Source organism: Methylobacterium sp. ARG-1 (assembly GCF_001262595.1).
GTDB classification, from domain to species: Bacteria; Pseudomonadota; Alphaproteobacteria; order Rhizobiales; family Beijerinckiaceae; genus Methylobacterium; species Methylobacterium brachiatum.
This window is the reverse complement of the sequence record NZ_LHCD01000021.1, coordinates 37995-62670: the sequence shown is the minus strand read 5'-3', so window position 1 is coordinate 62670 and position 24676 is coordinate 37995. Positions and strand designations below refer to the sequence as shown.

27 protein-coding genes are annotated in these 24676 nt (G+C 66.7%); 16 read left to right on the top strand and 11 right to left on the bottom strand.

All coding sequences use genetic code 11. From position 1 onward, the window contains the following. The first annotated feature begins 1 nt into the window (after nt 1). Nucleotides 2-748 (top strand): DnaJ domain-containing protein, encoded by a 747-nt coding sequence (locus AKJ13_RS18975; protein ID WP_050734763.1) that lies wholly within the window; start codon nt 2-4, stop codon nt 746-748. Nucleotides 749-858: 110 nt separating this feature from the next. On the opposite strand, the gene AKJ13_RS18970 is transcribed toward AKJ13_RS18975, so the two are convergent. Continuing rightward, nucleotides 859-2328 carry an SPOR domain-containing protein gene (locus tag AKJ13_RS18970; protein WP_050734762.1) on the bottom strand — a complete coding sequence of 490 codons (1470 nt, stop codon included), beginning with the start codon at nt 2326-2328 and terminating at the stop codon, nt 859-861. Nucleotides 2329-3149: 821 nt separating this feature from the next. Between AKJ13_RS18970 and clpS the strand changes: the two genes are divergently transcribed. The 4 genes from clpS (at nt 3150) to AKJ13_RS18950 (ending at nt 7833) form a co-directional block, all read left to right on the top strand. Beyond that, nucleotides 3150-3551 carry an ATP-dependent Clp protease adapter ClpS gene (gene clpS / locus AKJ13_RS18965; protein ID WP_007566913.1) on the top strand — a complete coding sequence of 134 codons (402 nt, stop codon included), beginning with the start codon at nt 3150-3152 and terminating at the stop codon, nt 3549-3551. A gap of 37 nt (nt 3552-3588) precedes the next feature. Continuing rightward, nucleotides 3589-6081 (top strand): ATP-dependent Clp protease ATP-binding subunit ClpA, encoded by a 2493-nt coding sequence (gene clpA, locus AKJ13_RS18960; protein ID WP_050734761.1) that lies wholly within the window; start codon nt 3589-3591, stop codon nt 6079-6081. A 91-nt stretch (nt 6082-6172) separates the two neighbouring features. After that, complete coding sequence (locus AKJ13_RS18955; RefSeq protein WP_007566909.1) at nt 6173-6457, top strand: hypothetical protein; 285 nt, start codon at nt 6173-6175, stop codon at nt 6455-6457. Nucleotides 6458-6534: 77 nt separating this feature from the next. Next, nucleotides 6535-7833 carry an NAD(P)/FAD-dependent oxidoreductase gene (locus AKJ13_RS18950; RefSeq protein WP_050734760.1) on the top strand — a complete coding sequence of 433 codons (1299 nt, stop codon included), beginning with the start codon at nt 6535-6537 and terminating at the stop codon, nt 7831-7833. Here the strand turns inward: AKJ13_RS18950 and AKJ13_RS18945 are convergent. From AKJ13_RS18945 to egtB, 3 genes are read right to left on the bottom strand one after another with little or no spacing between them, the layout of a single operon-like run. Beyond that, nucleotides 7830-8846, bottom strand: coding sequence for an adenylate/guanylate cyclase domain-containing protein (locus AKJ13_RS18945; protein WP_050734759.1), 1017 nt, complete (start codon nt 8844-8846; stop codon nt 7830-7832). The two genes, AKJ13_RS18950 and AKJ13_RS18945, sit on opposite strands and share 4 nt — an antisense overlap. Nucleotides 8847-8887: 41 nt before the next feature. Continuing rightward, nucleotides 8888-9862 (bottom strand): L-histidine N(alpha)-methyltransferase, encoded by a 975-nt coding sequence (gene egtD / locus AKJ13_RS18940; RefSeq protein ID WP_050734758.1) that lies wholly within the window; start codon nt 9860-9862, stop codon nt 8888-8890. Nucleotides 9863-9880: 18 nt separating this feature from the next. After that, complete coding sequence (gene egtB, locus AKJ13_RS18935) at nt 9881-11149, bottom strand: ergothioneine biosynthesis protein EgtB (RefSeq protein WP_050734757.1); 1269 nt, start codon at nt 11147-11149, stop codon at nt 9881-9883. Nucleotides 11150-11409: 260 nt separating this feature from the next. Here egtB and murI point away from each other — a divergent pair, with 260 nt between their 5' ends. Then, nucleotides 11410-12285 carry a glutamate racemase gene (gene murI, locus AKJ13_RS18930; RefSeq protein WP_050734756.1) on the top strand — a complete coding sequence of 292 codons (876 nt, stop codon included), beginning with the start codon at nt 11410-11412 and terminating at the stop codon, nt 12283-12285. A gap of 154 nt (nt 12286-12439) precedes the next feature. Beyond that, the gene (locus AKJ13_RS18925) at nt 12440-12661 is read left to right on the top strand and encodes a hypothetical protein (RefSeq protein ID WP_050734755.1); all 222 of its coding nucleotides are present in this window, start codon (nt 12440-12442) and stop codon (nt 12659-12661) included. 29 nt (nt 12662-12690) lie between these two features. Here the strand turns inward: AKJ13_RS18925 and AKJ13_RS32300 are convergent, their stop codons facing one another. Next, a complete protein-coding gene (locus tag AKJ13_RS32300) occupies nt 12691-12852 on the bottom strand; it encodes a hypothetical protein (protein ID WP_200905663.1) in 162 nt (53 codons plus the stop codon). 363 nt (nt 12853-13215) lie between these two features. Here AKJ13_RS32300 and AKJ13_RS18920 point away from each other — a divergent pair, with 363 nt between their 5' ends. Then, on the top strand, nt 13216-13428 hold the full coding sequence (locus AKJ13_RS18920; RefSeq protein ID WP_050734754.1) for a hypothetical protein: 213 nt from the start codon (nt 13216-13218) through the stop codon (nt 13426-13428). Between the two features lie 132 nt (nt 13429-13560). Continuing rightward, nucleotides 13561-13830 carry a hypothetical protein gene (locus tag AKJ13_RS18915; protein ID WP_050734753.1) on the top strand — a complete coding sequence of 90 codons (270 nt, stop codon included), beginning with the start codon at nt 13561-13563 and terminating at the stop codon, nt 13828-13830. A 52-nt stretch (nt 13831-13882) separates the two neighbouring features. Here AKJ13_RS18915 and mqo read toward each other — a convergent pair whose 3' ends face one another. The 5 genes from mqo to AKJ13_RS18895 all read right to left on the bottom strand — a co-directional run bounded on the left by mqo (nt 13883) and on the right by AKJ13_RS18895 (nt 19912). Further along, complete coding sequence (gene mqo, locus AKJ13_RS18910; RefSeq protein WP_050734752.1) at nt 13883-15613, bottom strand: malate dehydrogenase (quinone); 1731 nt, start codon at nt 15611-15613, stop codon at nt 13883-13885. A gap of 497 nt (nt 15614-16110) precedes the next feature. After that, nucleotides 16111-16632 (bottom strand): lipocalin-like domain-containing protein, encoded by a 522-nt coding sequence (locus tag AKJ13_RS18905; protein WP_050734751.1) that lies wholly within the window; start codon nt 16630-16632, stop codon nt 16111-16113. Nucleotides 16633-17181: 549 nt separating this feature from the next. Further along, entirely contained in the window at nt 17182-17415 is a 234-nt protein-coding gene (locus AKJ13_RS31425) for a hypothetical protein (protein ID WP_144426304.1), read from the bottom strand. An 82-nt stretch (nt 17416-17497) separates the two neighbouring features. Next, nucleotides 17498-18514, bottom strand: coding sequence for a transporter (locus tag AKJ13_RS18900; RefSeq protein WP_050734750.1), 1017 nt, complete (start codon nt 18512-18514; stop codon nt 17498-17500). A gap of 471 nt (nt 18515-18985) precedes the next feature. Continuing rightward, nucleotides 18986-19912 (bottom strand): hypothetical protein, encoded by a 927-nt coding sequence (locus AKJ13_RS18895; RefSeq protein WP_050734749.1) that lies wholly within the window; start codon nt 19910-19912, stop codon nt 18986-18988. Nucleotides 19913-20058: 146 nt separating this feature from the next. On the opposite strand from AKJ13_RS18895, the gene AKJ13_RS18890 reads away from it, so the two are divergent. From AKJ13_RS18890 to AKJ13_RS18860, 7 genes are all read left to right on the top strand, one after another. Beyond that, complete coding sequence (locus tag AKJ13_RS18890) at nt 20059-20313, top strand: hypothetical protein (RefSeq protein WP_050734748.1); 255 nt, start codon at nt 20059-20061, stop codon at nt 20311-20313. After that, nucleotides 20313-20705 carry a hypothetical protein gene (locus AKJ13_RS18885; RefSeq protein WP_050734747.1) on the top strand — a complete coding sequence of 131 codons (393 nt, stop codon included), beginning with the start codon at nt 20313-20315 and terminating at the stop codon, nt 20703-20705. Before AKJ13_RS18890 ends, AKJ13_RS18885 begins: the two co-directional genes overlap by 1 nt. Nucleotides 20706-20936: 231 nt before the next feature. Continuing rightward, nucleotides 20937-21134, top strand: coding sequence for a hypothetical protein (locus tag AKJ13_RS18880; RefSeq protein WP_144426303.1), 198 nt, complete (start codon nt 20937-20939; stop codon nt 21132-21134). 397 nt (nt 21135-21531) lie between these two features. Then, complete coding sequence (locus AKJ13_RS18875) at nt 21532-21723, top strand: hypothetical protein (protein WP_050734745.1); 192 nt, start codon at nt 21532-21534, stop codon at nt 21721-21723. Nucleotides 21724-21767: 44 nt separating this feature from the next. Then, on the top strand, nt 21768-21959 hold the full coding sequence (locus AKJ13_RS18870) for a hypothetical protein (RefSeq protein WP_050734744.1): 192 nt from the start codon (nt 21768-21770) through the stop codon (nt 21957-21959). Beyond that, nucleotides 21956-22342: a hypothetical protein gene (locus AKJ13_RS18865; RefSeq protein ID WP_050734743.1), complete on the top strand. Its 387-nt coding sequence runs from the start codon at nt 21956-21958 to the stop codon at nt 22340-22342. The genes AKJ13_RS18870 and AKJ13_RS18865 overlap by 4 nt, the downstream gene beginning before the upstream one ends. A 59-nt stretch (nt 22343-22401) precedes the next feature. Continuing rightward, nucleotides 22402-23037 carry a hypothetical protein gene (locus AKJ13_RS18860; RefSeq protein ID WP_144426302.1) on the top strand — a complete coding sequence of 212 codons (636 nt, stop codon included), beginning with the start codon at nt 22402-22404 and terminating at the stop codon, nt 23035-23037. Nucleotides 23038-23636: 599 nt separating this feature from the next. Here the strand turns inward: AKJ13_RS18860 and AKJ13_RS18855 are convergent. Next, nucleotides 23637-24257: a recombinase family protein gene (locus AKJ13_RS18855; protein WP_050734741.1), complete on the bottom strand. Its 621-nt coding sequence runs from the start codon at nt 24255-24257 to the stop codon at nt 23637-23639. Between the last annotated feature and the right edge of the window lie 419 nt (nt 24258-24676).

Here is a 24676-nt window from a genome sequence, read left to right as displayed (position 1 = left end):
GATGGTCCTGTTTGCGGTCCTTCTGGCCGGCCTCACGCTCTGGTGGCTCTCGAAGAACGACGACGGCCTCGGCCGCCGGCTCGGACGCGCCTTCGGCAAGGGCCTCGGCGCCCTCGTCGGTACGGTCCGGCCCCAGAAGGTCGGCGGCGTCCTCGCCCTCGCGGCGGCGGGGTTCCTGCTGCTGCACGGGAACGTCGTGCTCGCGGCCCTGCTCGGCCTCGGCGGCATCTGGATGATCGAGGGTCAGGCGGCGATGAACGCGCGCCTGATCCCGCTGCTCAGGCCCTTCGTCGACCGGGGGCGTCGGCACCGGACGGCGCTGATCGACATCCGGGTGCGGGCGGACGGCAGCCTCAGCGAGGGCCGGGTGATCGCCGGGCCCCGGGCCGGGGCCTGGCTCGACGCCTTGACGGTGGAGGTCGTGATCGAGCTGCTCGCGACCTGCCGCCAGAGCGACCCCGAAGGCGCCGCCCTCCTAGAGCCGTATCTCGACCGCCGGGCGCCCGGCTGGCGTGTACACGCTGAGGGCGATCGTGACCCGCGGCCGGGACGCCCGGCGTATCCAGGGGCGATGACGCAGGAGGAGGCGTACCAAATCCTGGGGCTTCAGCGCGGGGCGACCGCTGAGCAGGTCCGGACGGCCCACAGGTCGCTGATGAAGCTCACCCACCCCGATCAGGGCGGAAGTGCCGAGAGGGCGGCGCGGGTTAACGCGGCCCGAGACAGGCTTTTGAACCGACATCGCTGAACTCCACGCGCGTTGTCAGATACTTACTGATTCGCAGCCGCGGGCAAACACAGCCGCGACTCCGCCGTGTCGGCGCACCCATCGGGCGCGACGCTGGTTGTTGAGTTGGTTTAGCTGCGGGTCGCGAAGCAGCTGAAGCCGCTGCGCTTCAGGGCCGTGCAGGCATCCTGCGCGGCGTCCTGCTCCGAGAAGCCGGAGAAGCGGGCGCGGTAGAGCGTGGTCCCGCCATGCTCGACCTTGACCGTGTAGGGCGCCGCCTTGGACAGGCTGCCCCCGACCTTGGCGCGCGCTTCGGAAAGCATCGAGCGGGCCTTGGCCTCGTCGTCCATGGCCCCGAGCTGGATCACCCAGGCGGTGGGGACGACGCGGGTTCCGGTGATCGCCTTCGGCGGCTCGTCGCGCTCCGAGGACGCCATCCGGGCCACGGTCTTCGACGCGCCGGGGAACGGCGCCTGAGCGCTGCTGGTGCCGGCATAGGCCTGAGCCGCCTTCGGCAGGGCCTGCGGGCCCGGCTTCCAGGTGCCGCCCGGCGTCGTGGTCGCCCGGGAGGGCGTGATGTCCAGGGGCTCGCCGGTGGTGCCGGTGGTCTCGACATCGTCGTCGTCGGCCGAGGCGACCTGCGTGCGGGTGCGCGAGACCGCGTCCGCCACCACCGCGGGCCGGGCGCGCTCGGCGACCTCGGTGACCGGCGGCGCCTGGCGGGCGCCGGCAAAGGCCCGCGGCAGGCTGGAGCGGACGAGGTCGGCCATGATCCGGTCGCGGCTGGCGCCGGACTTGCCGCCGAGCACGATCGCCACGATCTGGCGGCCCTCGGACTTGGCCGCCGTCATCAGGTTGAAGCCGGAATCGCGGGTGTAGCCGGTCTTGATCCCGTCCACGCCCTGGACGTTGCCGAGCAGGTGGTTGTGGTTGCCGATCACCCGGCCGCGGAACGCGAAGGAGCGGGTCTGGAAGTAGCGGTAATAGTGCGGGAACCGGTCCTGGATCGCCCGGGCCAGGACGGTCAGGTCCCGGGCGGTGGTGAGCTGGTCGGGATCCGGCAGGCCCGACGCATTGGCGTAGCGCGTCCGGCTCATGCCGAGCGCATGCGCCTTTGCGGTCATCATCTGGGCGAAGCGCTCCTCGGAGCCGGCGATATTCTCGCCGATCGCACAGGCCACGTCGTTGGCCGACTTGGTGACGATCGCCTTGATCGCGTCCTCGACCGTGATGGTCTGGCCGGGGCGCAGGCCCAGCTTCGACGGCGCCTGGGCGGCGGCGTGGGCCGAGATGGTCAGGTCGGAATCGAGGGCGAACTTGCCGCGCTCCATCTGCTCGAACAGCATGTAGAGCGTCATGACCTTGGTGATCGAGGCCGGGTGGCGCAGCGCGTCCTCGTTGACCGCGTGCAGCGTCTTCCCGCTCTTCACGTCCACCACCATGGCGGCGTAGGGCGGGTTGTAGCCGCCGCTTGACGCGTGGTGGTGATGCCGGCCCCGCCGGGCCTCGGCCGGGGCGGCCAGGGCGGTCAGGACCGCGGCGGCCGCCAGGGCGGCCGGCAGCGCGGGGATCGTCCGGGAGCGGCCTACAACGCTACGCATCACGCCTGATTGCCTCGCGAGACCGGCTTTGGCCGGTCGTATCTCTGGTGCTGGCCGGCGCTGACTGCGTGGCCCCGCTGCATCGTTTGAGAATTAGGCGGGTGCAGTTACAGGCCCGTTAATGCGAACCCCGCGACTTCCGAATCGTGTCGTTCCGGGCGCGGCTTGACGATGGCGGATGCGACGCACAATCTTCGGGCAGACCCGGTTTCGCCGCCGGTGTCGGTCGAGTCAGGCCGGCCCGGCGACGGCAAGCTGGAGGCCGGCCATGCAGCGATCCTCCGCCCTCCCCGCCACCCACGCGATTCACACGCCGCGGGCCGGGTTTTTCGCGCGGCAACCGTCATCCCACATCGTGCGGGCTGGGCAGGCTGCACCCTGGTCGGGATCTCGTTCGCGCCGGCGGCGAGATGGCCCAATCCGTACCCCCATCCGTACGATGTCAGATGTGGCGCGGGTCCCCTCTCCCGTGCGGGAGAGGGGGCGCGTCGCGGCCTGCACAGGTCTTTGTCTGACGATCGGATACGGGCAGGGAGAGGAGAGTCCGATCGCCGCCATCGCCGAGGCGTGACATGCCTGACGCCCGCGGCCGTTCCGATCAGGTGAGCCCGTCGCCCTCCTCTTCGCTCAGCGGTGCAAGGGCGATGCACCTGGCGCAAGCTTTGCGGGGCGGACAAGTGCGCGCAGGCGTCTGGCGAAGTGGCCTCACGGTCTGTAGATTAATGTCCACTGGCCCAGACGCCGCTCCCGGCAGGGTCGTGACAGGATCGGTATTGGGGGCCGGCGACGCCCGCTCCAATCGAGGGATCGGTTCGACGCACATGACACAGGTCCCCCTGCAGGGCACCGCGATATCGACGACGCTTCAACGGCCGGCGCGCTTGGCGATCACGGCCTCCGGTTCGCGCGCCCCGGGCGGAGACGACCGGTCCAACACCGCGATCATCACCCGCACCAAGCCGAAGACCAAGAAGCCGAGCCTGTACCGGGTACTCCTTCTGAACGACGACTATACGCCGATGGAATTCGTCGTGCTGGTGGTCGAACGTTTCTTCAACAAGAGCCACGAGGACGCCTACCACATCATGATGCACGTGCATCAGAACGGGGTCGGTGAGTGTGGGGTCTTCACCTACGAGGTGGCGGAGACCAAGGTGACGCAGGTCATGGACTTCGCGCGCAAACACCAACATCCTCTCCAGTGCGTTATGGAAAAGAAATAGGCGCCGTTCGCGGTAGGCACCCACACAGAGGCCAGCTTTGCCAAGCTTCTCACGCAGCCTAGAACAAGCCCTCCACCGAGCCCTGGCGCTCGCTGGCGAGCGACGGCACGAATACGCGACGCTGGAGCATCTCCTGCTCGCTCTTGTGGATGACCAGGATGCGGCCGCTGTCATGCGCGCCTGCAACGTCGAGATCGACACGCTCAAGCGCAGCCTGGTCGATTACGTCGACACCGAACTCTCGAACCTGACCGGCGACGGACGCCAGGACGCCAAGCCAACGGCCGGCTTCCAGCGCGTGATCCAGCGCGCAGTGATCCATGTCCAGTCCTCGGGCCGCGAGGAGGTCACCGGCGCCAACGTGCTGGTCGCGATCTTCGCCGAGCGCGAGAGCCACGCCGCCTACTTCCTGCAAGAGCAGGACATGACCCGCTACGACGCGGTGAACTACATCAGCCACGGCATCGCCAAGCGCCCCGGCGCGTCCGAGGCCAAGCCCGTGCGCGGTGCCGAGGAGGAAGGGGCCGCCGAGCGCCCGAGCGACGAGGGCGATCCCCGCGGCGGCGCCAAGAAGAAGGGCGACGCGCTCGACGCCTACTGCGTCAACCTCAACAAGAAGGCGCGCGACGGCAAGATCGACCCGCTGATCGGCCGCCATTCCGAGGTCGAACGCACGATCCAGGTGCTCTGCCGCCGCCAGAAGAACAACCCGCTGCTGGTGGGTGATCCGGGCGTCGGCAAGACCGCGATCGCGGAAGGGCTCGCCCGCAAGATCATCCAGCACGAGGTGCCGGAGGTCCTGGCGGACGCCACCGTGTTCTCCCTCGACATGGGCACGCTGCTCGCCGGTACCCGCTACCGGGGCGACTTCGAGGAGCGCCTCAAGCAGGTCATGAAGGAGATCGAGGCGCACCCGAACGCGATCATGTTCATCGACGAGATCCACACGGTGATCGGCGCCGGTGCGACCTCGGGCGGCGCCATGGACGCGTCGAACCTGCTCAAGCCGGCCCTCGCCTCGGGCACGCTGCGCTGCATCGGCTCGACCACCTACAAGGAGTACCGCCAGTACTTCGAGAAGGACCGCGCCCTGGTGCGCCGGTTCCAGAAGATCGACGTCAACGAGCCGTCGATCCCGGACACGATCGAGATCGTGAAGGGCCTGCGCCCGTATTTCGAGGAGTTCCACAAGCTCAAGTACACGACCGAGGCCGTGAAGGCCGCGGTGGAGCTGTCGGCCCGCTACATCAACGACCGCAAGCTGCCCGACAAGGCGATCGACGTGATCGACGAGACCGGCGCCTCGCAGATGCTGGTGCCGGAGGCGCGCCGCAAGCGCACCATCGGGATCAAGGAGATCGAGGCGACCATCGCCACGATGGCCCGCATCCCGCCCAAGACCGTCTCGAAGGACGACGCGGTGGTGCTCCAGCACCTCACGGAGAACCTGAAGCGGGTGGTCTACGGCCAGCCGAGCGCCATCGAGGCGCTGACCTCGGCGATTAAGCTGGCGCGCGCCGGGCTGCGCGACCCGGATAAGCCGATCGGCTCGTACCTGTTCGCGGGACCGACCGGCGTCGGCAAGACCGAGGCCGCCAAGCAGCTCGCCGCGTCGCTGGGCGTCGAGATGCTGCGCTTCGACATGTCGGAATACATGGAGCGCCACACCGTCAGCCGCCTGATCGGCGCGCCCCCCGGCTATGTCGGATTCGACCAGGGCGGCCTGCTCACCGACGGGATCGACCAGCACCCGCATTGCGTGCTGCTGCTCGACGAGATCGAGAAGGCTCACCCGGACCTGTTCAACATCCTGTTGCAGGTGATGGACCACGGCAAGCTGACCGACCACAACGGCAAGCAGGTCGATTTCCGCAACGTCATCATCATCATGACGTCGAACGCAGGTGCCTCGGACCTGGCGAAGTCGGCCTACGGCTTCACCCAGGCCAAGCGGACGGGCGACGACGTCGAGGCGATCAACCGGCTGTTCGCGCCGGAATTCCGCAACCGCCTCGACGCGATCATCTCGTTCGGTCACCTGCCGAAGGAGGTTGTGGCCAAAGTCGTCGACAAGTTCGTCCTCCAGCTCGAGGCGCAGCTCGCCGACCGCAACGTCACGATCGAGCTCTCGGACGAGGCTCGGGCCTGGCTGGTGGAGCATGGCTACGACGACGCGATGGGCGCCCGCCCGATGGCGCGGCTGATCCAGTCGACCATCAAGACGCCGCTCGCGGACGAGGTCCTGTTCGGCAAGCTCAAAGATGGCGGTGCCGTCCGGGTGGTGGTGCGCAAGCCCGAGGACGAGGAGGCCAAGGCCGGCGCCAAGGACAGTCTGGGCTTCGACTTCCCGGCCGGCCCGGTCACGCCGAAGCCGGAGGCGGACGTCACCAACGCGGCCAAGCGGCACAAGCGGGCCAAGCCCCGCGCGGCCACGCGCAAGAAGACGCCGAAGGACGACAAGGGCGGGGGTGGTGGCGGCTCGGGCGGCGGCGTCCGCACCGTGCCGAAGGTGCCACTCGTCCGCGCATAAGGGCGCGCACGCCGGCCGGCAGGCTTCCGGACAACGGCCTGCCGGTCTATGACCGCCGCGACGCGAACGCGCCGCGGTGAGGAGGCGCCTGATGACAGAAGACCTGCACGAGGGGCCTCTATCCCCCGTCACGCATCCTGCGCCTGCCCAGAAGCTGACCCGGCGCGAGGAGCGCCGTCGGCGTCGCCAACGGCGTCGCCGCGGCGAGGAGGTGCTGGCCTGGGTGCTGGTGCCGCTGATCTGCGTCGGGATCTATCTCGGCGTGAATGCCGGCTTCGACTTCTTCGGGACCTCGCCAGGCCAGGTTTGGGACCAGCTGATGCAGGTCAAGACCATGATGGAGAAGCGCTCCGGTACGCAGGGCGCGCGCGGCTAGCGCATCCGGGATCGGCGCGGGCGGCCTGCCCGCTTTGAGACGAGGCCCGGCCAAAACGGCATCCGAGCGGGTACGCCATGAGTCCGACCCGACGCACGATCCTAGCCTCGGCCGTTCTGTCGGCCCCTGCCCTGCGGGCGGTGGCGCGGGGCGGAACCGTGGTCGTCATCGGGGCCGGCGCGGCCGGGTTGGCGGCGGCGATGGCGCTGCGGGCGGCCGGACAGGATTTCCTGCTGATCGAGGCGCGGGACCGGATCGGCGGACGCGCCTTCACCGATCGGTCGCTCGGCCCGAATTGCCGCTTCGATGCCGGTGCCGAGTACATCCACTGGGCCGAGCGCAATCCCTGGGCGCCGGTGGCGCGGGCTGCCGGCGTGCGCTTCGCGCAGGAAGGCGGCTGGGCGCGCACGCTGACCATCGATGGAAGGCCGGCGACCGAGGCCGAGAATGCCAGCCGACGCGCCGGCTTCTCCGGGCTCGACGCCCTGCTGGCGCCGAAGGGCGGCGACCCCTCGCTGGCCGAGGCGGCCCGGGCCGGCGGCCCGAATGCCGAGCTGGCGGCGGCCGGACTGAGCCGGCTTTCGCTCGGCGAGGATCCCGAGCGGGTCTCGGCGGTGGATTACGATCGGCTCTGGTCCGGCACCGACCTCTGGGTCGACGGCTACGGCGACCTCGTGGCGCGGCACTTCGCCGATCTGCCGGTGCGGCTGGGCTGTCCGGTCCGGGCGGTCGACTGGTCGGACAGGATCGTCCGGATCGACACCGAGGGCGGTACCCTCGCGGCGGCGGCCGTGATCGTCACGGTGCCGGTTGGCGTGCTGAAATCCGGTGCGCTCACGTTCACGCCGCGCCTGCCCGATACCGCGCAGGCGGCGCTGGATGGCCTCCACATGGGCGCCTACACCAAGATCGGTCTGCGCCTTGACCCTGCGAAGGTCGACCCGGCGGCCCTGGGTGACGCGGTGTCGGTGATCACCCGCGGCCCGACGCTGTATTTCGAGATGGGCCCGTTCGGACGCGCCATCGCGGTGGCCAATCTCGGCGGCGACCTCGCCCGGGACTTGTGCCTGGCGGGCGAACCCGCTGCCATCGCCCTCGCCACCGAGCGGCTCGGCGCGATCCTGGGGTCGAAGGCGCGAGGTGCGGTCCAGGCTGGACGGCTCGCCGGTTGGTGGACGGACCCCCATGCCCGCGGCTCGTATTCGATCGTCGCGCCGGGCCATGCGGAGGCCCGTGACCGCCTGCGCGATCCGGTCGGCGAGCGGGTGTTCTTCGCCGGCGAGGCCTTGGCCGGCGGCGGCGCGATGACGGTGGGCGGCGCCACCCTCGACGGCGAACGCGCGGCGCGCGACGTGTTGAAGGTGCTGGGCGCCTAGTCCCGCTTACGGATCGCCGCCACCGCCAGGGGAGCGTCGCGGCCCCGCAGCGAATGGGCGCCGAGATCCTCCGCGATCAGGTCGGGCGGCAACGGACCGATCCGGTTGAGGAGATCGGCCGAGACCAGCACGTGCACGCCGAGGTTCTTCGAGAGGCTCTCCAGCCGGGCGGTGGTGTTCACGACATCGCCGAAATACGCGATCTTGTGCCGTTCGAGCCCGACCTCGGCCGTGACCACCGACCCGCAATGCAGAGCCGCGCGGAATTCCGGGACCTGCCCGAAGCGCTGCGTCCAGGCCTCGGATTCGTCGGCGAGCCGGGTGGCGAAATCGAAGACGCAGCGCAGGCAGGCCGCGTCCCGGATGCCCCGCTCGATCGTCCAGGTGACCAGGGCCATATCGCCGATATAATCGTCGATCGAGCCCCGCGCGTGCGAGACCGGCAGCGCCAAGGCGTTGAAGACCTGGCCGAGATAGGCCTGCGCCGCCCGGTCGCCGTGGCGGTCGGCGAAGCGGGTCGAGCCGGTCACGTCGAGGAACAAAAAGATCCGCTCCTCGCTGATTGGACGATGGTAGCGGCCGATCAGCAGGTTGGCGAAGACGCCCGGGCCGATCAGGTCGCGCACGCGGAACACGAAAACGACCAGGGCCGAGATCGCGAGCGCGTAGAGCAGGCCCGATTGCGTCATCAGCATCGCGTTCCGCTCGCTGTACATGAAGCGGAAAAGGCGGTTCAGCACCGTGCTCGCGAGCGCGTTGCCGACGACAATCATCGCGATGTAGAGCGCCACGGTGGCGAGCAGGAACAGCGGCGTCGCCAGTTGGCGCACCTGCTCGCGCATCCGCGGCCACAGGAGCCGCCGCTCATAGAGCAGGATCGGCGTGCCGATGATCGCGCCGCGGATCGCCGAGCCGAGCAGCGGACCGACCGGGAAGATCGATCCGTAGAGTAGGCCAGCCAGGGCGCCGAGCCCCGGGGCGACGAGATAGAACCAGCGTGGGCTGAAACGCATCCGGGCGTCCTCACCCCACGCGCCGGTTCGCGGCGCCGATGTCAGTCTTGCCGGAGCGCGTGGACCGAGAACAGACCCTCCGGGTCGGTCCAGACCTGGACCCAGGTCCAGCCGGCCCGCTCCACGAGAGCCCGGAAGGTCTCGACCGTGTACTTGTAGCTGCTCTCGGTGTGGATCGTCTCGCCGGCCGCGAACGCGAAGGTCTCGGACCCGATCGCCACCTCCTGCGCGCCGTCCGAGACGAGATGCATCTCGATCCGCGACGCGTCCGCGTTGAACACCGCGCGATGGGAGAAGGCGCCGAGGTCGAAGCGTCCGGCGAGTTCCCGGTTGATCCGGGTCAGCAGGTTGAGGTTGAAGGCCGCGGTGACGCCCGCGGCGTCGTCGTAGGCCCGCTCCAGGATCGCCGCGTCCTTCACGAGGTCGACGCCTACGATCATGTGCGCCCCCTCCCCGAGGATCCGCCCGAACCGCCGCAGCAGCTCCTCGGCCTCGCTGGGCTCGAAGTTGCCGATGGTCGAGCCCGGGAAGAAGCCGGCCCGGGGCATGCCGGCGAGGCTCTCGGGCAGATCGAAGTCACGGGTGAAATCGGCCACCACCGGCTCGACCCGCAGATGCGGAAAATCGCCGCTCAGCACCTCTGCCTGGGACCGCAGGAACTCGCCGGAGACGTCCACCGGCACGTAGGCGGCGAGTTTGTCGAGGTGGCGCAGCAGGCGCCGCAGCTTGTTGGTCGAGCCGCTGCCGAATTCGACCAGCGCGGCCCGGGCCGGCAGCAGGGCGGCCATCTCCGGGCCGCTGCGATCGAGGATGCCGATCTCGGTGCGGGTCGGGTAATATTCCGGCAGCCGCGTGATCGCCTCGAACAGGTCGGACCCGGCGGAATCGTAGAAGTATTTCGGCGACAGCGCCTTCTGCGTCTTCGAAAGGCCGTCCTGCACGTCGGCGAGGAAGGCGAGTTCGGGTGTGTCCAGGGCGACCGGGGTCGCGTCGGAAAAGCTGGGCTTGACGGTCAAGGGAGGCTCCGGGGCGCGTCAGGCGGCGTCGGCGAGGCGCAGGCCGGTGAACTGCCAGCGCTGATGCGGATAGAAGAAGTTGCGGTAGGGCAGCCTCGCATGGCCCTCGGGCGTGGCGACGGACGAGCCGCGCAGCACGAACTGGCTGACCATGAACTTGCCGTTGTACTCGCCCAGGGCGCCCGGCAACGGCCGGTAGCCCGGATAGGCCGCGTAGGCGCTGCGGGTCCATTGCCAGACGAGGCCGAACGCGTCCGGCAGGGCACCGTCCCGAGCCGCGACCTCCCACTCGAACTCGGTCGGCAGGGTCCGGCCGGCCCAGCGGGCATAGGCGTCCGCTTCGTAGTAGCTGATGTGGGTGACCGGCGCGTCGAGCTCCACGGGCCGGATGCCGCCGAGCGTCATCGTCGCCCAGCCCTCCCCGTCCCGGCGCCAGTAGCCCGGAGCCTCCCAGCCCTCGGCCTGGCCGGCATACCAGCCGTCGGAGAGCCACAGCTCGGGCTTGGCGTAGCCTCCGGCCTCCATGAAGGCGAGCCATTCGCGGTTGGTCACCAGCGCCTTGTCGATCCGGCCCGGCAGGATCAGCGCCTCGTGGCGGGGCGATTCGTTGTCGAACAAGAAACCGTCGCCCTCGTGCCCGATCCAGGCGATGCCGCGGGCGAGCTGGGCCTGACCGCCCTGCCCCGAAGCCGCCGGGAAGCGCCACGCGGAATCGTAGACCGGCCCAAGCGGGTTCTGCGCGAAGGCGTGCAGGATGTCGGTGAGCAGAAGTTCCTGGTGCTGCTGCTCGTGATAGAGCCCGATCTCCAGGATCGGCAGCACTGCCTCCAGCGCGCTCTCCGCGGCCTGGCCGAGCAGCGATTCGACCGCCCGGTCGACATGCGCCCGGTAGGCGCTCACTTCGGCCATGGTCGGGCGGGTGATCATGCCCCGCTGGATGCGCGGCTGCCGCGGGCCGGCCGCCACGTAATACGAATTGAACAGGTAGTGCAGGCGCTCGTCGTAGATGGCGTAGCCCGGCAGGTGCTCGCGCAGCAGGAACTGCTCGAAGAACCACGTCACATGCGCCCGGTGCCACTTGGTCGGGCTGGCATCGGCCATCGACTGGACCTGCTGGTCCTCCGCCGAGAGCGGCGCGGCGCGGCGCTCGGTCTCGCTGCGGACATGCCGGTAGGCGACGATCCAGGCGGCCCGGTCGACCGGCCGGGCCGTCACGGGGGGCGGCGGGAACGCCGCTGCAGTTTGCGCGCGCGTGTCGCCGGAGCGGAGTGCCGCCGTCGCTGCCATGCGGATCTTCCCCTATTGATGCGCACCTGGAACCGTTTTGTCGGCGCCAGGCTTGGTCGCAGAAGATATGTCCCTGCCGAGGTCAGACAACCGCCGCTGGCCAATCCGCTTGCGCTTGGGTTCACCGGCCCATTCGCAGGCGCGGGCCCGGGGGTTAACGGGGAGAACAAAAGATCGCGGGTCTTTCTTGCGCCGCAGTGAGGAGGCCTTAACCCTCGGCACCGAGATTCGAGGCGCTGAGTGCGGAGTCCAGAATTTCCATGCGGATCGATCTGATGGCCGGGGCCAGCCTGTCCGCCGCGGCATTCCGGGTCTCGCCCGAGCCGACCATCCTGGTCTTCGACTCGGGGCTCGGCGGCCTCACCGTCCTGGATGCCGTGCGCCGGGCCCGGCCCGATGGGCGCTACGTCTACGCCGCCGACGACGCCGCCTTCCCGTATGGCCGGCTCGCCGAGGCCACCCTGGTCGCCCGGGTGCTGGCCGTGATGGAGCAGCTTCTCGAGACGCACCGGCCCGACCTGGTCGTGATCGCCTGCAACACCGCGTCGACCCTGGTCCTGCCGGCCCTGCGCCAGCGCTTCGCGACGCCGTTCGTCGGCGTGGTGCCGCCGATCAAGCCGGCCGCCGCGGCGACGCGCTCGGGTCTGATCTCCCTGCTGGCCACCCCCGGCACGGTGGCGCGCTCCTACACCCACGACCTGATCGCGACCTATGCCGGGTCCTGCGCGGTCACCCTGGTCGGCTCGCCGAACCTTGCCGGTTTTGCCGAAGCCGAACTCGCCGGCACGCCGATCGACGACGCGGCCCTGGCCGCCGAGATCGCCCCCTGCTTCGTCACCGATCCCGACGGACGGCGCACCGACGTGGTCTGCCTCGCCTGCACCCATTATCCGCTGCTGTTGGCGCGCCTCGAAGCCCTCGCACCCTGGCCGGTGACCTGGATCGACCCGGCTCCAGCCATCGCCCGCCGCGTCGTCCAGCTGATCGGCCCGGCTCGGCGGAACGCGGACCATGACGGATCCGTGCACGGCGCCTTCACGGCCGGCATTTCCCTGTCCGCACCGCTGCGCGCATCCCTGGCCGCCCGGGGAATCGGCGAGATCGCCGTCGAGGCGATGCCGCTCACGATGCAGTAGCTGATCGCAGGCGGGTTGCTGGCGGCGAGATCCTGCCAGTGCGGCGGCCATCGCGCAGGCACGGCCCGAGATCCGGGCCGCCACGGCCGCGCTGGATTCCGCGGGCTTGCGATCGGCGGGCGCCGCGTAGGCATCTGGATCCGGACGGCCGCGCGTGGATCTGGTGCAACTCCTGACCCTAACGGAGGCGGCGACCTTCACCGTCGGCTGCGTCGTGCTGCGCTCGGCGCGGATCCATCCCGAGCGCGTCGCGAACGTCCTACTCCCCGCAGCTGTCATCCTGGCGGCCATCCTGCTGATCGGGCTGACGCCGACGGAGTTCGCCGACGCCGTGCTCTCCCTGGACCCGGGCGAGATGTGGCCGCCGCTCCCCTGACGGGCGGCGCGGGCCGTGCCGGGCGCCGGCTACCGGATGGTGGTGACGGCGCCGCCCGCCTGACCGGCGGCTTCGGCCTCGGCCGGCACGATCAGGTGAACGAACAGCATCCCGGCGGCGACGATCAGCGCGAGCGCCAGGATCCGCCACAGCTCCATGATCGGCTCTTGGGTCTCGGTCTCGCGCGGCATCGCTGGCATATCCCTGTTTCGCGGTCGGTCCTGCGGATTGGGCCTCGGCCCGTCGAAGAAAGCACGGTTCGCCGGAGGTCTGGAGCGTCTTCCGGCCGCTTCAGGGGACACCTGCAAGATGAACGCTTCGTAAATGATACAACCCGTATTGCCGTTGCGCGTCGGGCGTCCGTCTCCGGGATGCGCCGGCTTCCGGTACCACGCGGCTGCCCGGTGTGATCGGAACACCGGGCCATGCACGATCGCTCAGGCGAGACCAGCGGATACTGATGAATGTGCAAAATAATCCGTGGTGCCTAGGTTTTGCCGCAATTTAGATCAGACATCATGCCTATAAGAGGATAGAGCGATCGGGAGAGCTAGATGTTCGAGAGTCTCTTCTGGGGTGCCGCGATCATCGCCCTGGTCGGATCGGCCGCGCTGGTCGCGATTGGAGCCGCCGTGCAGCCCCGGATCATCCAGAAGGATGACCTGGCATCCGGCGTCCTGGACCCGCGCAGGCGGTTCGGGCGCAAGCGGCGCTGGCGCCGCCCATCCCGCGTCGCGCAACGCCTCGGCTCACTCCCGCTGCGTTAGGCGGTGCGCTTTGCGGCATCGATCAGTGAACCTGTCTGCACGAAAGACGTACATCTCCCGTCGCCATCGCGAATGCTAGGTCGTCGTGACTGCAGGACGGCAGTCAAACGGCAGCGAGAGGGCTCAGGACTGATGAGCGTGCGTCAGATTTGCGATCAGGTGCGGGTCACCGAACGGGCCTTCACGGCGGCGCTCGGCGCCATGAAGGCGGCGGGGCTGCGCGAGGAGCTGACCCGGGAGCTCCAGGAGATGGAAGCCGCGGAGATCGAGGCCGGACAGAACGAGGCCTCGGCGCGCGCAGCCTCGTGGAAGCGGGTGAAGATGCTCCACGGCTTGGGCTATCCGGTAGATTTCGGCTGGCTCCACCTCGCGGGCGCCGCGGCCGCGGTTCGATCCGCCTGATAGGCCGATCCCGAGCCTCGCGGTTGCGCGAGACCCGGGATCGCGACAATGCTCAGGGAGCCAGGTCGTGGACCGGCGCCGGAACCGGCGTGTTGCTGCTGTTGAGCACATTGCCGCTGGTCGGGACGGCCTTGAGTGCCGCCTTGTCGATCTGCGGCGGGGCCGGCAGCTGCAGCTGCTCGCTGGTATAGGCCCACTCCTCGGCGACCCGATCCGGATCGTCGTTGAGCTTGGTGCCGTAGCTCGGGACGATCTGCTTGATCTTGGCCTGCCATTCGGGCGTCGCGACGTTCTTGGCGAACACCTTCTCGAGCACCTGCAGCATGATCGGCGCCGCCGTCGAGGCGCCCGGTGAGGCGCCGAGCAGGGCGGCGATGCTGCCGTCCTTGGCGTTGACGATCTCGGTGCCGAGCTTCAGCACGCCGCCCTTATCCTTGTCGCGCTTGATGATCTGCACGCGCTGACCCGCCTGCCAGAGGCGCCACTCCTCCTTCTTGGCCTTCGGGAAGTACTCGCGCAGGGCCGCGATCCGGTCGTCGTCCGACAGCATGAGCTGACCGGCCAGGTACTCGACCAGGGGATATTCGTCGATTCCGACCCGGACCATCGGCCAGATATTGCTGGTCGTGGTCGAGCTGAGGAGGTCGAGATACGAGCCCTCCTTCAGGAACTTGGTCGAGAAGGTCGCGAACGGGCCGAACAGGATCACGCGCTTGCCGCCGAGCACGCGGGTGTCGAGGTGCGGTACCGACATCGGCGGGGAGCCGACCGAGGCCTTGCCGTAGGCCTTGGCGAGGTGCAGCGTCGCCACGTCCGGGTTCTCGTTGATCAGGAACGAGCCGCCGACCGGGAAGCCGGCGTAGTCGTCGCCCTCCGGGATGCCCGACTTCTGCAGCAGGTGCAGAGCGCCGCCGCCGGCGCCGATGAACACGAATTTGGCGTCGACGCTGCGCCGCGACCCGTCCTTGGTGTTGCGGGAGGTGACGCGCCAGGAGCCGTCCGCATTCTTGGTGATCCCCTCGACGTCGGTGGAGAGGTTCAGCTTGAAGGTCGGCTGGCCCTGCAGATACGCGACGTACTGACGGGTGACCTCACCCCACTCAACATCGGTGCCGAGCGGCGACCAGGTGGCGGCGACCTTCTGGTTCGGGTCGCGCCCCTCCATCATCAGGGGCACCCACGTCTTGAGCTGCTCCGGATCGGTGGAATATTCCATGCCGGCAAACAGCGGGCTGGCCTTCAGGGCCTCCCAGCGCTTCTTCAGGTAGGCGATGTTGTCGTCGCCCCAGACGAAGCTCATGTGCGGGGTGTAGTTGATGAAGGCGTGGGGGTTCTTCAGGACCCCGGTCTTGACCAGCGAGGCCAGGAACTGGCGCGTAACCTGGAAGGCCTCGTTGATCTCCACCGCCTTGGCGATCTCGACCTGACCGTTCTTCTTCTCGGGGGTGTAGTTCAGCTCCGCGAGGGCGGAATGGCCGGTGCCGGCGTTGTTCCAGCCGTTCGAGCTCTCCAGGGCGACCTGATCCAGGCGCTCGACCATCTGGATCGACCAGGTCGGCTCCAGTTGGTTGAGCCATACGCCGAGGGTGGCGCTCATGATGCCGCCGCCGATCAGCAGCACGTCGACCTTGCTGTCGGCGCCGTCAGCGAAAGCGAGGCTGCCGGGAAGCGCGGCCACGGCGAGCCCGGTCGCCGCCGTTCCGAGAAGCTGCCGCCGGCTGAAGGCGAGCGTGTCCTGCGGCGAGCGCTCGGACCGGGGCTTGTTCTTATCGTCGGCACGCATCGCCAAATCTCACGGTTGCGAACCGGGCAGGCGCGTCTGGCACTCCCCGGTACAGAAGGCGTCGGAGCGACGCGCCGGGAGCCCCGCGCGTCCAGCCTTCCAGAACGTTCCCCCGCAGATGGCGCGGCACGCGAAGCGTGATCGATCGATCTTGTGCGATCGTTTTTTGTCTAGCGGCCGATCAGGCGCCCCGATCACTGACAAAATCAGAGGCCGGAAGCTCTAGGCCGAATGGAAACGTCTTTCATCAACACGCGGCCGAGTTCGGAGCACCCGTACCGAATATAGAGTCAGGACCCGATACGGAGATCGCACGATGATCGGCGACGGCGAATGGTGGAAAGACGCCGGCCGATCTGGCGCAGCGGCTTGTTGCACGCCTCTTAGAGGATGAGGTCTGAAAGGACAATCTGCGGTGTCGGACAATCACCCGGCTTGTGCTCGGCCCGGACATGCGGGGCGTGCGCACGTGGCATGCCGGCGCCCACCCGCGGTCTCTAGCGGGCGCGCCGGAACCGGATGATGCTGCGGGACAGCCGGCCGGCATCCCAGTTGGGCATGATCCGCCAGGGTGTCATCACGTCCGCTTCGTCCCCGTGCAGCGTGATCGAACGCCGCTGCTCGGTGTTGACCCATTCCGGCGCCCAGGCGGTCTGGACATGGGTGATCCACTGGTCGCCCTCGATCCGGTACCGGCCGATATAGGCGACCAGGGTCTTTATCAGGGCTGCGCGGTCGGCATCGGTTTCCGCGGGCCGGCGGTCCGTGCCTTCGAGGTTGAACGCGACCCATCCGTCCTGAGTGAAGATCACCCGGCCCCGCGGTGCGCTACCCATCGCGTCGATGAGCGCCCCGGTCTCCTTGTCCTCGACCTTGTAGGAGACGAGCTCCCAGGTGCCGACGATCTTCTTCGCGAGATCGCCCTCGTCCGTATGGGCCGGGGGCTGATTCTCGGCCCCGATCCCGGGGGACGCCGCCATGAGCAGGGCGGCCGCGAGCGTCGCGGAGAATTTCGTCATCCGGGGATTCCCCTTCCGGTCCGCCGGGGATCGGGAGCATGCCGCCGCAGGGGCATGCCATCCGCCCGACGCGGGCGCCGTGGGAGTACAGCGCGCGATCCTGCCGTAACAGGGTTCGGTCGCGCGAAGCTTGTATCGGAGGGGTGATTGCGCCGTATCGGTCAAGGCGGACCGGAGGGCGACTTCGACCGGCTCTCGGATCCGGTCATTCGTGAAAGTCAGGGAGAACGTGTTGTGCGGATCAGCGCTTTAGGCGGCTGATGGTGCCCAGGAAAGGACTCGCCCATCTGAACGCTAAGTCACTGTAATTGCTGGACACGGTTGGCCGCCGTCGCGGGACTTGTATCACGGTGCTGTATCTCGGGCAAAGTCGGCTATGCCTGTCAAATTTGGACGATCGGTTTGCATGTCCAATTTGGACAGCAGCTAGTCCGCGGCGCCCCGGTCGAGAGCTGCAGATCTAACTTCGAGTCCAGATGCTGCTGCGGTCGAAGAGGACGCTGGCGGAGCCCAACCTGTCGAGGCTTGGTTTGGGTGCTGTGCGTGCCCTTATCGTTGAGTCCAATCCGCCCGCTTTGGTGCTTCTATGCGTTCCTTCGGCCGCTTATCAAACCGAAGCACCTCGATCCATGTCCACTCGCCACCGCGCAGATCCTGAATCCCACGAGCATTTAAGGCGGCAGCGATTTCTTTGGGATCCGAAATACCCGCCATCCGGATTTCTTGGATCACGAAGGAGATCCGCGCCGCTCGGTCGATTCGATCTCTCCGGTTCTTTTCCATGAGATAGATCCAATCTCTTAAACAGAGAACGGCCCTCACTGTCTCCAGTGCGGGCCGCCCTTTCGATGCTGAGATCTCTAGATCAGTACTTGCGGACCAGAGGGGTCGGGACCGCCGCCGCAACGGGGGCCGGCGAGTACAGCGGCACGATCAGGCGCAGCCAGCCGTCCGTCGAGTAGTTGTCGCGGGTGCGGCCGAAGGCGGTCGTGTAGGTCGCGCTGGTGACGACGTCGCGGGCAACGTAGGCCTGCACGGTGAAGACCTTGAAGTCGTAGCCGATCAGGCCACCGACGGCGAACCGGCCGCGGTTGCCAGCGGCAGCGCTGAACTGGCCGATGTCGAAGTTATAGGTGCCGTAGGCGATCGGGCCGATCTCGAAGTTGCCGAACTTCTTCGTCGCGGTGAGGTCGAAGTTCAGGGAGTCGGACAGGTACTGCGGACCGAGCACCGCACCGACACGACCGCCGAAACGGCCGGGCGAATCATAGATGTTGGCGGTCAGGTTGCCGGTGATGTTCCAGCCGTCACCGGTATAGCTGGCGGCCACGCCCATGCGGTAGGTATTCGAGGAGAGCTGCGGCAGCACCGGAGTAGCAGTCGGGCCGTTGACGCTGACGAGCGAACCACGGTCTCCGTTCAGGTCGTTCAGGTACGCGCCGCCGAGCAAGCTGACGCCGAAGTTGTTGCCCAGGTCGAACGCCCAGATGCCGCCGACGAAGGTACCGACGTTGATCGAGATGTCCTTGTTGCCCCGGCCAGCACCGTTACGGGTGAAGGCGAATACGGTCGGAGGAGCAACGAGCAGCTCGACGCGGCCGCCGAACGGCACGAACGGCGTCGACCAGACCAGCACCGGAATGTTGACGGCCGTATCAAGGGCACCGGCGTTCAGGCCCGTGTTCGGATTGATCGCGCTCGACGGTGCATCGGCGCGGCGGTAGGTGAAGGTGTTGATTGCGTAGATGCCCTCGGGCAGCGGCGCGCCGACGGCGAGACCGACCTGCTCGCCCGGGATAGTGGTGGTCTGCGCCTGAGCGATCGTCGAGGTCATGCCGACCGTTAGCGCGACCGCGCCGGCCGCGAGCCAGTTCTTCATCATTGTTTCATTCCTTCCCAAGGTCTCAAGGCATCCGTCCCGCATTCGGCACTACCCTGCCGGTCTGCTCGCCCTTGGCGGCTGCCAGCTTCTGGTGTGCCGAGCGCCCCCACGGAGCCTGCCCGTCTCAACGCAGGAACTATCCTACGGTTAGCGGATGATTGGTAGCCGAAACGTCGGGAGGAAGTAGCAACTGGACACTCTAGTGGCAGAAATGCACCAATTTTGACGCGCTGCAATATGCCCTGTCGAAATCCAGTAATAGCGATGCGACGCAGACTATAGAGCCGTCGCGGAAGCCCGTCCGATTGGTTACTAAATCGCTAACGAAATCGAATTTCCTCGATTCGTTCGTGTGATAGGGCAAGGTGACCTGTAGGAGCTGGTGTGCGACGGGCTGCGCGTGCAGCCTAACACGTTGGGGCGCGGCTTAGCCCTAAAGGGAATGGTTGGGGCTGGTGCGGGTTCTGACCTTTAGTTCCTAGCCCCCCTCACGGCGCGGACTGTTTCCGGCGAGACCCCTGCCCGCTCAGCGATCTCGCGCAGTGACAGCGAATCTGCGCCCGGCTCGCGCAGCACCGCCTCGACGGCCGTGCGTTTGGCGCCGTTTGTGCGCCTGATCGGTTTATTGATCGCGGTCGCCAGCTTCTCCTCGAGCGCGCGGTTCTCCAACGTCAAGGCTCGCACACGCTCAGCCATTCGTTCGAGATCGGCCAGAACGGTCTTCTGTCCATCTCGTACCTCGGATTCCGAGATGCACTCGTTCTTTCCGCGGTTAAGTAGCCACCACGCCCTCGCCACTGCATCACCGACAGAGGCTACTCCATCCTGCAGGACGTGGTCCCGCAGCATGAGCCTGCGCAGCAGCGCCGCATCACCAAGCTGGTAGCCCTTTGCGATCTTATCGCGCTCCGAATTGAGCCGGTCCCAGGTGGCAATCTCGTCGACGGCCGCGCGCAGCGTCCTCGGCCACGGGATCGCGGTTCTGATCAGCGTCATCGCCGCGTCGGGCACGGCTTCCGAGAAGAGGCCGAGTCCGGTGATGTCGTAGTCGACCAACGCTTCCCGAAGCGCCCATTCCATGGCGTGTTCGGAAAAGGGATGCCGCGACGCGCATTCTCGCTCCTTGAAGATGTCGCTCATGAAGTCGGAGAACCAGCCGTTGGCTTTCTGCCTCGGCTGCTGTTCGGGCTCCTTCTGCCTGCTCCTGCCCTCGGCGAGATCGACAACCGCCTCGAAGGAGAGCCTGGCATCAGCCGCCAACTCCTCGGCCTTCTTCCTGGCGAGGTCGCGCTCCGGATCGGCGCCGCCACCGTGCAGAACGCTGCGCGAGCGGGCGAGGAGCTTGCGGAAGAGATCAAAGTCGAGGGGCGCAGCGGCGGTTTCCATGTTGGGCAGCATGCCCGTTAGAAGATTGGTGTCAAGTATTGACGCGAGCGTTCTGTGCCTTTGCATTCATTGAAAGCTCTGCTGCGAGACGCGTTTGCTTGACAAACATGCGGCACGTCCACAGGATAAGGCGAGGGCTTGAACTGAGGACTGAATCCGTGGCCGATCCCGATTTCCAGAGGCGCGTCCGCCGCCTGCGCGTCTGTGCCGCCCTGCGCGGCATCTACGTCCCGACCGCCTGTCAGGCCGTGTCCCCGGACAACCTCGGCGGCGTCATGCTCACCAACATCGCCGGCAACACGGTCCTGGCCGGATCGCGCTTCGATCTCAGCATCGGCGATGCCGAACATCGCGTCCCCGAAATGGTGGCCGACTTCGAGGCTAAGAGCCTTCGCTTCGGTGGGGGCCGGTGATGCCGTTGATCGCCACGTTGACCGACCTCGAGCGCACGGTTCTGGGCCCCTTCCAAGCCAAGTTGCACCCAGACCACCTGTCTCGCCTCCTTACCCAGGCACGCAATATCGGCATGTCTGCTCAGGCCGACCGGCGCACACGCCGTCGCCCGCGCCAGCGCTTCAAGACGACCGACCGCGAGTGGGACGGCGTCAGGGAAGGCCACCACGATGCAGGCGCCATCCTATACTTCTCCCTGCATCCAGGCGGCCCTTCGTTTGCGGCCGATGAGTATGGCGAGTGCTATGCAGAAGCCGTTCAGGCGTTGCGTGTCCTCTACCTCGACGACCCTGACCGGGCTGACGCTGCACTCAAGGCCGTCGAGGCGCAGGGGTTCGCCGATCTGCCCTGATGTCGATCTGGCCTGATTCGGCCGCCTGGCCGCCATCCTCCTCAGCCTGATCGGAGACATCGATCCCGCGGCTGCAGTGTTCGTACTCGAGCACAGGTTCTTCGTGTCGGTGCCCCTGCCTGAGGGCGTGCCTCCCATCTATCTGCCGGATGACAGTGACTGTTGTCCGGTGCTTGATGACCCCGACGACCTGGAGGCCGCGCGCGAAACCAATCCGGCTAAAGCTTGGTGGTGAGCAACCAGAACCCCGTCCAGAAGATCGACCTTCAGGTTGAGCCGGAGGATCTTCTGTGCCTCGCTTTCGACAGCACCGACACGGAGCGGTTGCGCTGCCTGATCCAGTTCCTGGTCCTCCGGCAGGATCCGCGCGGCGACGCCGACCGTGTCCGCCTCCGCGACGCCATGGCGGCCATCTTCCGGACAATCTAGGTATTTCATCGAATATCGGGGGATTTTCGGAGCCGAGCGGCAATGTGGATCGACCGTCTCGCCGGTCCTCGTTTCAAGCGATGTAGTGTATCCCGCCAGTGATGCGGGATCATGGGGTTGACTTTTGCCCCATTTTGTGTCATAAGAATGGTACACTGCAAATTCTTACTCCTGCCGCAGCCCCACCGGTCCGCCGAATGGGGTTTTCGGCGTTTATTCTGGAGCATATAAACACCATGACCCCAATTTCTCTTCGGCTGCCGCCCGCCCTGATCTCTGCCTTGAAGGCACAGGCCAGAGACCGTGGGCTCGACATGGCCTCATACATTCGATCGCAACTGATCGCCACATTGGAGAGGCCCGCCAACGTGTTGAACTACACCCCGAAGGTGTCGGCATGAACGGCCGTCCCACCATCGCTCCAGCCGGCGAGAAGGCTGTCGAGATCAAGATCTTGATCTCCAAGGACATGCACCGCGCCATCACCAATATCAGCCAAGGTCTCGGCACCAGCGTGGCGGGATACATCCGCATGCTGGCCTATAATCATGTCGCCCGCATACGTGCCAATATCGAGATCGACAAATGAACTACCCTAACATCCTCAGACAAATGGATGCACGATACGCCAAAATGGTCGCCGCCGCCATGGCGAACCGCACGGACAACAGTACGCCACGCGAGATGTGGGCCGTTCTTCAAGCCGAGATCGCAGCGGCAAACCTGATCGGTCAGAAGATCTTGGCCGCCGACATTGTGCACCAGGTCGTGGCCGAAACCCTGGCCGAGATGCTGGACGAGATGAACGAGGAAACCACCCGATGAACGCCTTGAATGCCCTGAAGGCACAGACGATCCGCGCCGAACTCGCCCGGCGCAACGCCTCCGATGTGGAAGCCGCCGCCCTGATCGAGGCCCAAACGACGGTTTCGGACGATGGCAGGATCCTCGCCGTCGAGCCGAACGGCGCCCTGTCGATCGGATCCGGCCCCGGCGCCACCAAGCCGCTCTCCCAAGTTCTGGACGAACTAGAGCGCACCAAGCCTGCTCTGTTCGGTGCCAAGGCCGCCCCCAAGGCTGCGGTGATCACCGATCCGGCCAAGCCCGGTTTCAACCTATCCAAGGCGCTGATCGCAGCGCGCAACGATCCGGCTCTGCACGCGGAGCTTATGGATCGCCTTGCTCCGAAGCCGATGCGGGTCCCGTGATGCGTGGCTATGTTCCGAATCCTAGCGGCCTGAACACGCGGAAGGCAGACCGCGGGTGGTTGGAGCGCCAGCGGGCCGCGCAGGCTCGCATGGCCGGCGCTTCCTTCGACGGCGCCGACACTGAGTGGCGCGAGAAGGATGAGATCCGCCGCGCTGCCTATGCCGAAAAGGCCCGGCTCGATCAGCTCGAAGTCGAGCGGCGCCGGGAAGCGAACAAGCAGCTCCGGGTCACATGCCCGTGTTGCGGTTCGGGCGCCGTGTCGATCATGACCGCCGAGCATGTCCTAGCGGCCTTCGATCGATCGCGGGTGGACGAAAACAAGCAGCTCCGCGCCCGCCAGGAGCAGGATCACCGCGTCTGCCCGATCTGCGACGCCGGCCGAGTCGACGGCGAAAAGGCGGACCGCATCATCGCGGCCCTGGCCGCGCTCCCGGCCGATTGCGAAGCCTTCCCGGACTACCTGCGCATCCTGCACGGCATCGCATCGGATCTGCCGTATCATGGCGTCTACGCCCTCCGGGTCGCGAACGGTGCAGTGTGGCCCCGCCGTGCCGATGCCGTCTCGCCCATGGCTGCACAGACCGCCCCAGCCGCCGATCTGCGGGAGCCCGCGAAGGCTGCCCCGGTGACGACTGGTAAGACTGTCCTGCCGTCACCGCCGTGGTTGGACGACGACGCGTCGCTGGAGGACTGAGCGTGACCATTGCCAGCCTCCAGCCTGTGCCGGAGGTTATGATGCTCGCCGGGACGGTTCGGGTCCTGTGGTTGTGGCGACTCTAATCGCCGGACCGCCGAACACTCTATTAACCAGAAACCCAGGTCGGAAATAGGGGACGGATCGATCGCTGTGCGTGTGGTTTAGACCGATAGACGCTCAGAGGTTGCAATGACCCTGCTAGAACTTCTGCCGATCCTGATGTTCTCGTTCAGCACCTTGTGCATGCTGATGGCTCTGGCTGGTTGAGGGGCCGCCGATCCGGATGCGCTCCAATCCCTGAACTGGTTAGAGGGAACACGAGAAGGCCCACGTCCTTTCCAGGGATGACGGTGAAGTGTTCGCTCAACACCCTGTCGCGGCCACGATCATGCAGACGCTGGACCTCGTGTGAAGCTGAATATGTTGCCGCCTCTCGATCTCTGAACGGACAAAAAGGGATATTTGATTTATCCGAACGCCGTTCAACAAAAAACCCCCGAGTCCGTGGACCCGAGGGCTTGGCGCCTGCTGTCTCTCACCTAAGGGGCGACAGCAGGTGCTACCTCTAACCTACGTGTGACCTGTGAGGGCTCTGTTCAAGCCGCTGTGGAGCGCTTCGCCACTTTCGCGACGGTGGCACGGCTGCACCCGGTAGCGTCGATGATCGCAGACCATGACATGCCGCGACCGAGCATACCGGAGATCGCCGCGTTACGCTTCACGTCCTCGGGGCGGCCCTTGTAGCGGCCTTCCGCCTTGGCCCTAGCCTGTCCCTGCTCCTGCCGACGACGGCGGTCCAGGTAGTCCTTGCGGGATACCGCGGCGGTCACGTCGAGCAGCATCGCGTTGATCGCAGCGAACAGTCTGGCAGTGAAGTCGTCGGGCTTCGGGGTGCCAAGCATCATGTGCGAAGTCGGCAGATCCATCGACACGATCCGCAGACCGTGGGCGTTGATCCGTCCCTTCAGCTCCTCCCACTGTTTCTCATCCAAGCGCGACAGTCGGTCCACGCCCTCAATCAGCAACACGTCGCCGGGATGGCTGTCCGCCAGAAGCCGAGCCAGACCGGACCGCTCCAGCTTCGCCCCCGAGACGTTCTCCACGTAGAACGCCGCGATCTTCTGGCCGTGCTCCGCGGCGAACGCCACCAGCTCGTCACGGGCTCGGGTCGCATCCTGCTCATCGGTAGAAGCGCGGAGATAGGCTCGCACGAACATCGGAACCACCTGTCGGTCTAGTTTGGTTGGTTCATAAAATAGCAGTCTGCTTTGGTTGGTCAAGTGGTACTTATCAGACCAGCCACAGACCAGTGCGGAATAAGCATGCCCTATGCAGACCGGACGATTGTCCACGATGTAGGATCACAAGCCTACGTCTCGACGCTGCTCAAGATTTTCGCAGTCCCCACCCCTCCGGGATTTAGATAGCTAAACCCCTGGCCATGCATGTAGCGGGCTAGAATATGGAGGGGAGTGTCTTTTTTGTGAGAGACAGGCCGCCCCCTGAGCAAGTGCCCATATGTCAGAAATAATTTTTCGCTCAGATTTAACCTGAGCTGACCTTCCTCGTCCCGAACACAAGCGCACCTGATCCGTAGCAACGGCCTCTGAACTGCTGCGCTGGTCCTCCCATCCAA

Excerpts from the sequence above, each read along its gene's own strand:
- AKJ13_RS18975 (WP_050734763.1), top strand. The coding sequence starts at position 2 with ATGGTCCTGTTTGCGGTCCTTCTGGCCGGCCTCACGCTCTGGTGGCTC.
- AKJ13_RS18970 (WP_050734762.1), bottom strand. The coding sequence starts at position 2,328 with ATGCGTAGCGTTGTAGGCCGCTCCCGGACGATCCCCGCGCTGCCGGCC.
- clpS (WP_007566913.1), top strand. The coding sequence starts at position 3,150 with ATGACACAGGTCCCCCTGCAGGGCACCGCGATATCGACGACGCTTCAA.
- AKJ13_RS18955 (WP_007566909.1), top strand. The coding sequence starts at position 6,173 with ATGACAGAAGACCTGCACGAGGGGCCTCTATCCCCCGTCACGCATCCT.
- AKJ13_RS18950 (WP_050734760.1), top strand. The coding sequence starts at position 6,535 with ATGAGTCCGACCCGACGCACGATCCTAGCCTCGGCCGTTCTGTCGGCC.
- AKJ13_RS18945 (WP_050734759.1), bottom strand. The coding sequence starts at position 8,846 with ATGCGTTTCAGCCCACGCTGGTTCTATCTCGTCGCCCCGGGGCTCGGC.
- egtB (WP_050734757.1), bottom strand. The coding sequence starts at position 11,149 with ATGGCAGCGACGGCGGCACTCCGCTCCGGCGACACGCGCGCGCAAACT.
- murI (WP_050734756.1), top strand. The coding sequence starts at position 11,410 with ATGCGGATCGATCTGATGGCCGGGGCCAGCCTGTCCGCCGCGGCATTC.
- AKJ13_RS32300 (WP_200905663.1), bottom strand. The coding sequence starts at position 12,852 with ATGCCGCGCGAGACCGAGACCCAAGAGCCGATCATGGAGCTGTGGCGG.
- AKJ13_RS18920 (WP_050734754.1), top strand. The coding sequence starts at position 13,216 with ATGTTCGAGAGTCTCTTCTGGGGTGCCGCGATCATCGCCCTGGTCGGA.
- AKJ13_RS18915 (WP_050734753.1), top strand. The coding sequence starts at position 13,561 with ATGAGCGTGCGTCAGATTTGCGATCAGGTGCGGGTCACCGAACGGGCC.
- mqo (WP_050734752.1), bottom strand. The coding sequence starts at position 15,613 with ATGCGTGCCGACGATAAGAACAAGCCCCGGTCCGAGCGCTCGCCGCAG.
- AKJ13_RS18905 (WP_050734751.1), bottom strand. The coding sequence starts at position 16,632 with ATGACGAAATTCTCCGCGACGCTCGCGGCCGCCCTGCTCATGGCGGCG.
- AKJ13_RS31425 (WP_144426304.1), bottom strand. The coding sequence starts at position 17,415 with ATGGAAAAGAACCGGAGAGATCGAATCGACCGAGCGGCGCGGATCTCC.
- AKJ13_RS18900 (WP_050734750.1), bottom strand. The coding sequence starts at position 18,514 with ATGATGAAGAACTGGCTCGCGGCCGGCGCGGTCGCGCTAACGGTCGGC.
- AKJ13_RS18895 (WP_050734749.1), bottom strand. The coding sequence starts at position 19,912 with ATGCTGCCCAACATGGAAACCGCCGCTGCGCCCCTCGACTTTGATCTC.
- AKJ13_RS18885 (WP_050734747.1), top strand. The coding sequence starts at position 20,313 with ATGCCGTTGATCGCCACGTTGACCGACCTCGAGCGCACGGTTCTGGGC.
- AKJ13_RS18875 (WP_050734745.1), top strand. The coding sequence starts at position 21,532 with ATGAACGGCCGTCCCACCATCGCTCCAGCCGGCGAGAAGGCTGTCGAG.
- AKJ13_RS18870 (WP_050734744.1), top strand. The coding sequence starts at position 21,768 with ATGGTCGCCGCCGCCATGGCGAACCGCACGGACAACAGTACGCCACGC.
- AKJ13_RS18865 (WP_050734743.1), top strand. The coding sequence starts at position 21,956 with ATGAACGCCTTGAATGCCCTGAAGGCACAGACGATCCGCGCCGAACTC.
- AKJ13_RS18855 (WP_050734741.1), bottom strand. The coding sequence starts at position 24,257 with ATGTTCGTGCGAGCCTATCTCCGCGCTTCTACCGATGAGCAGGATGCG.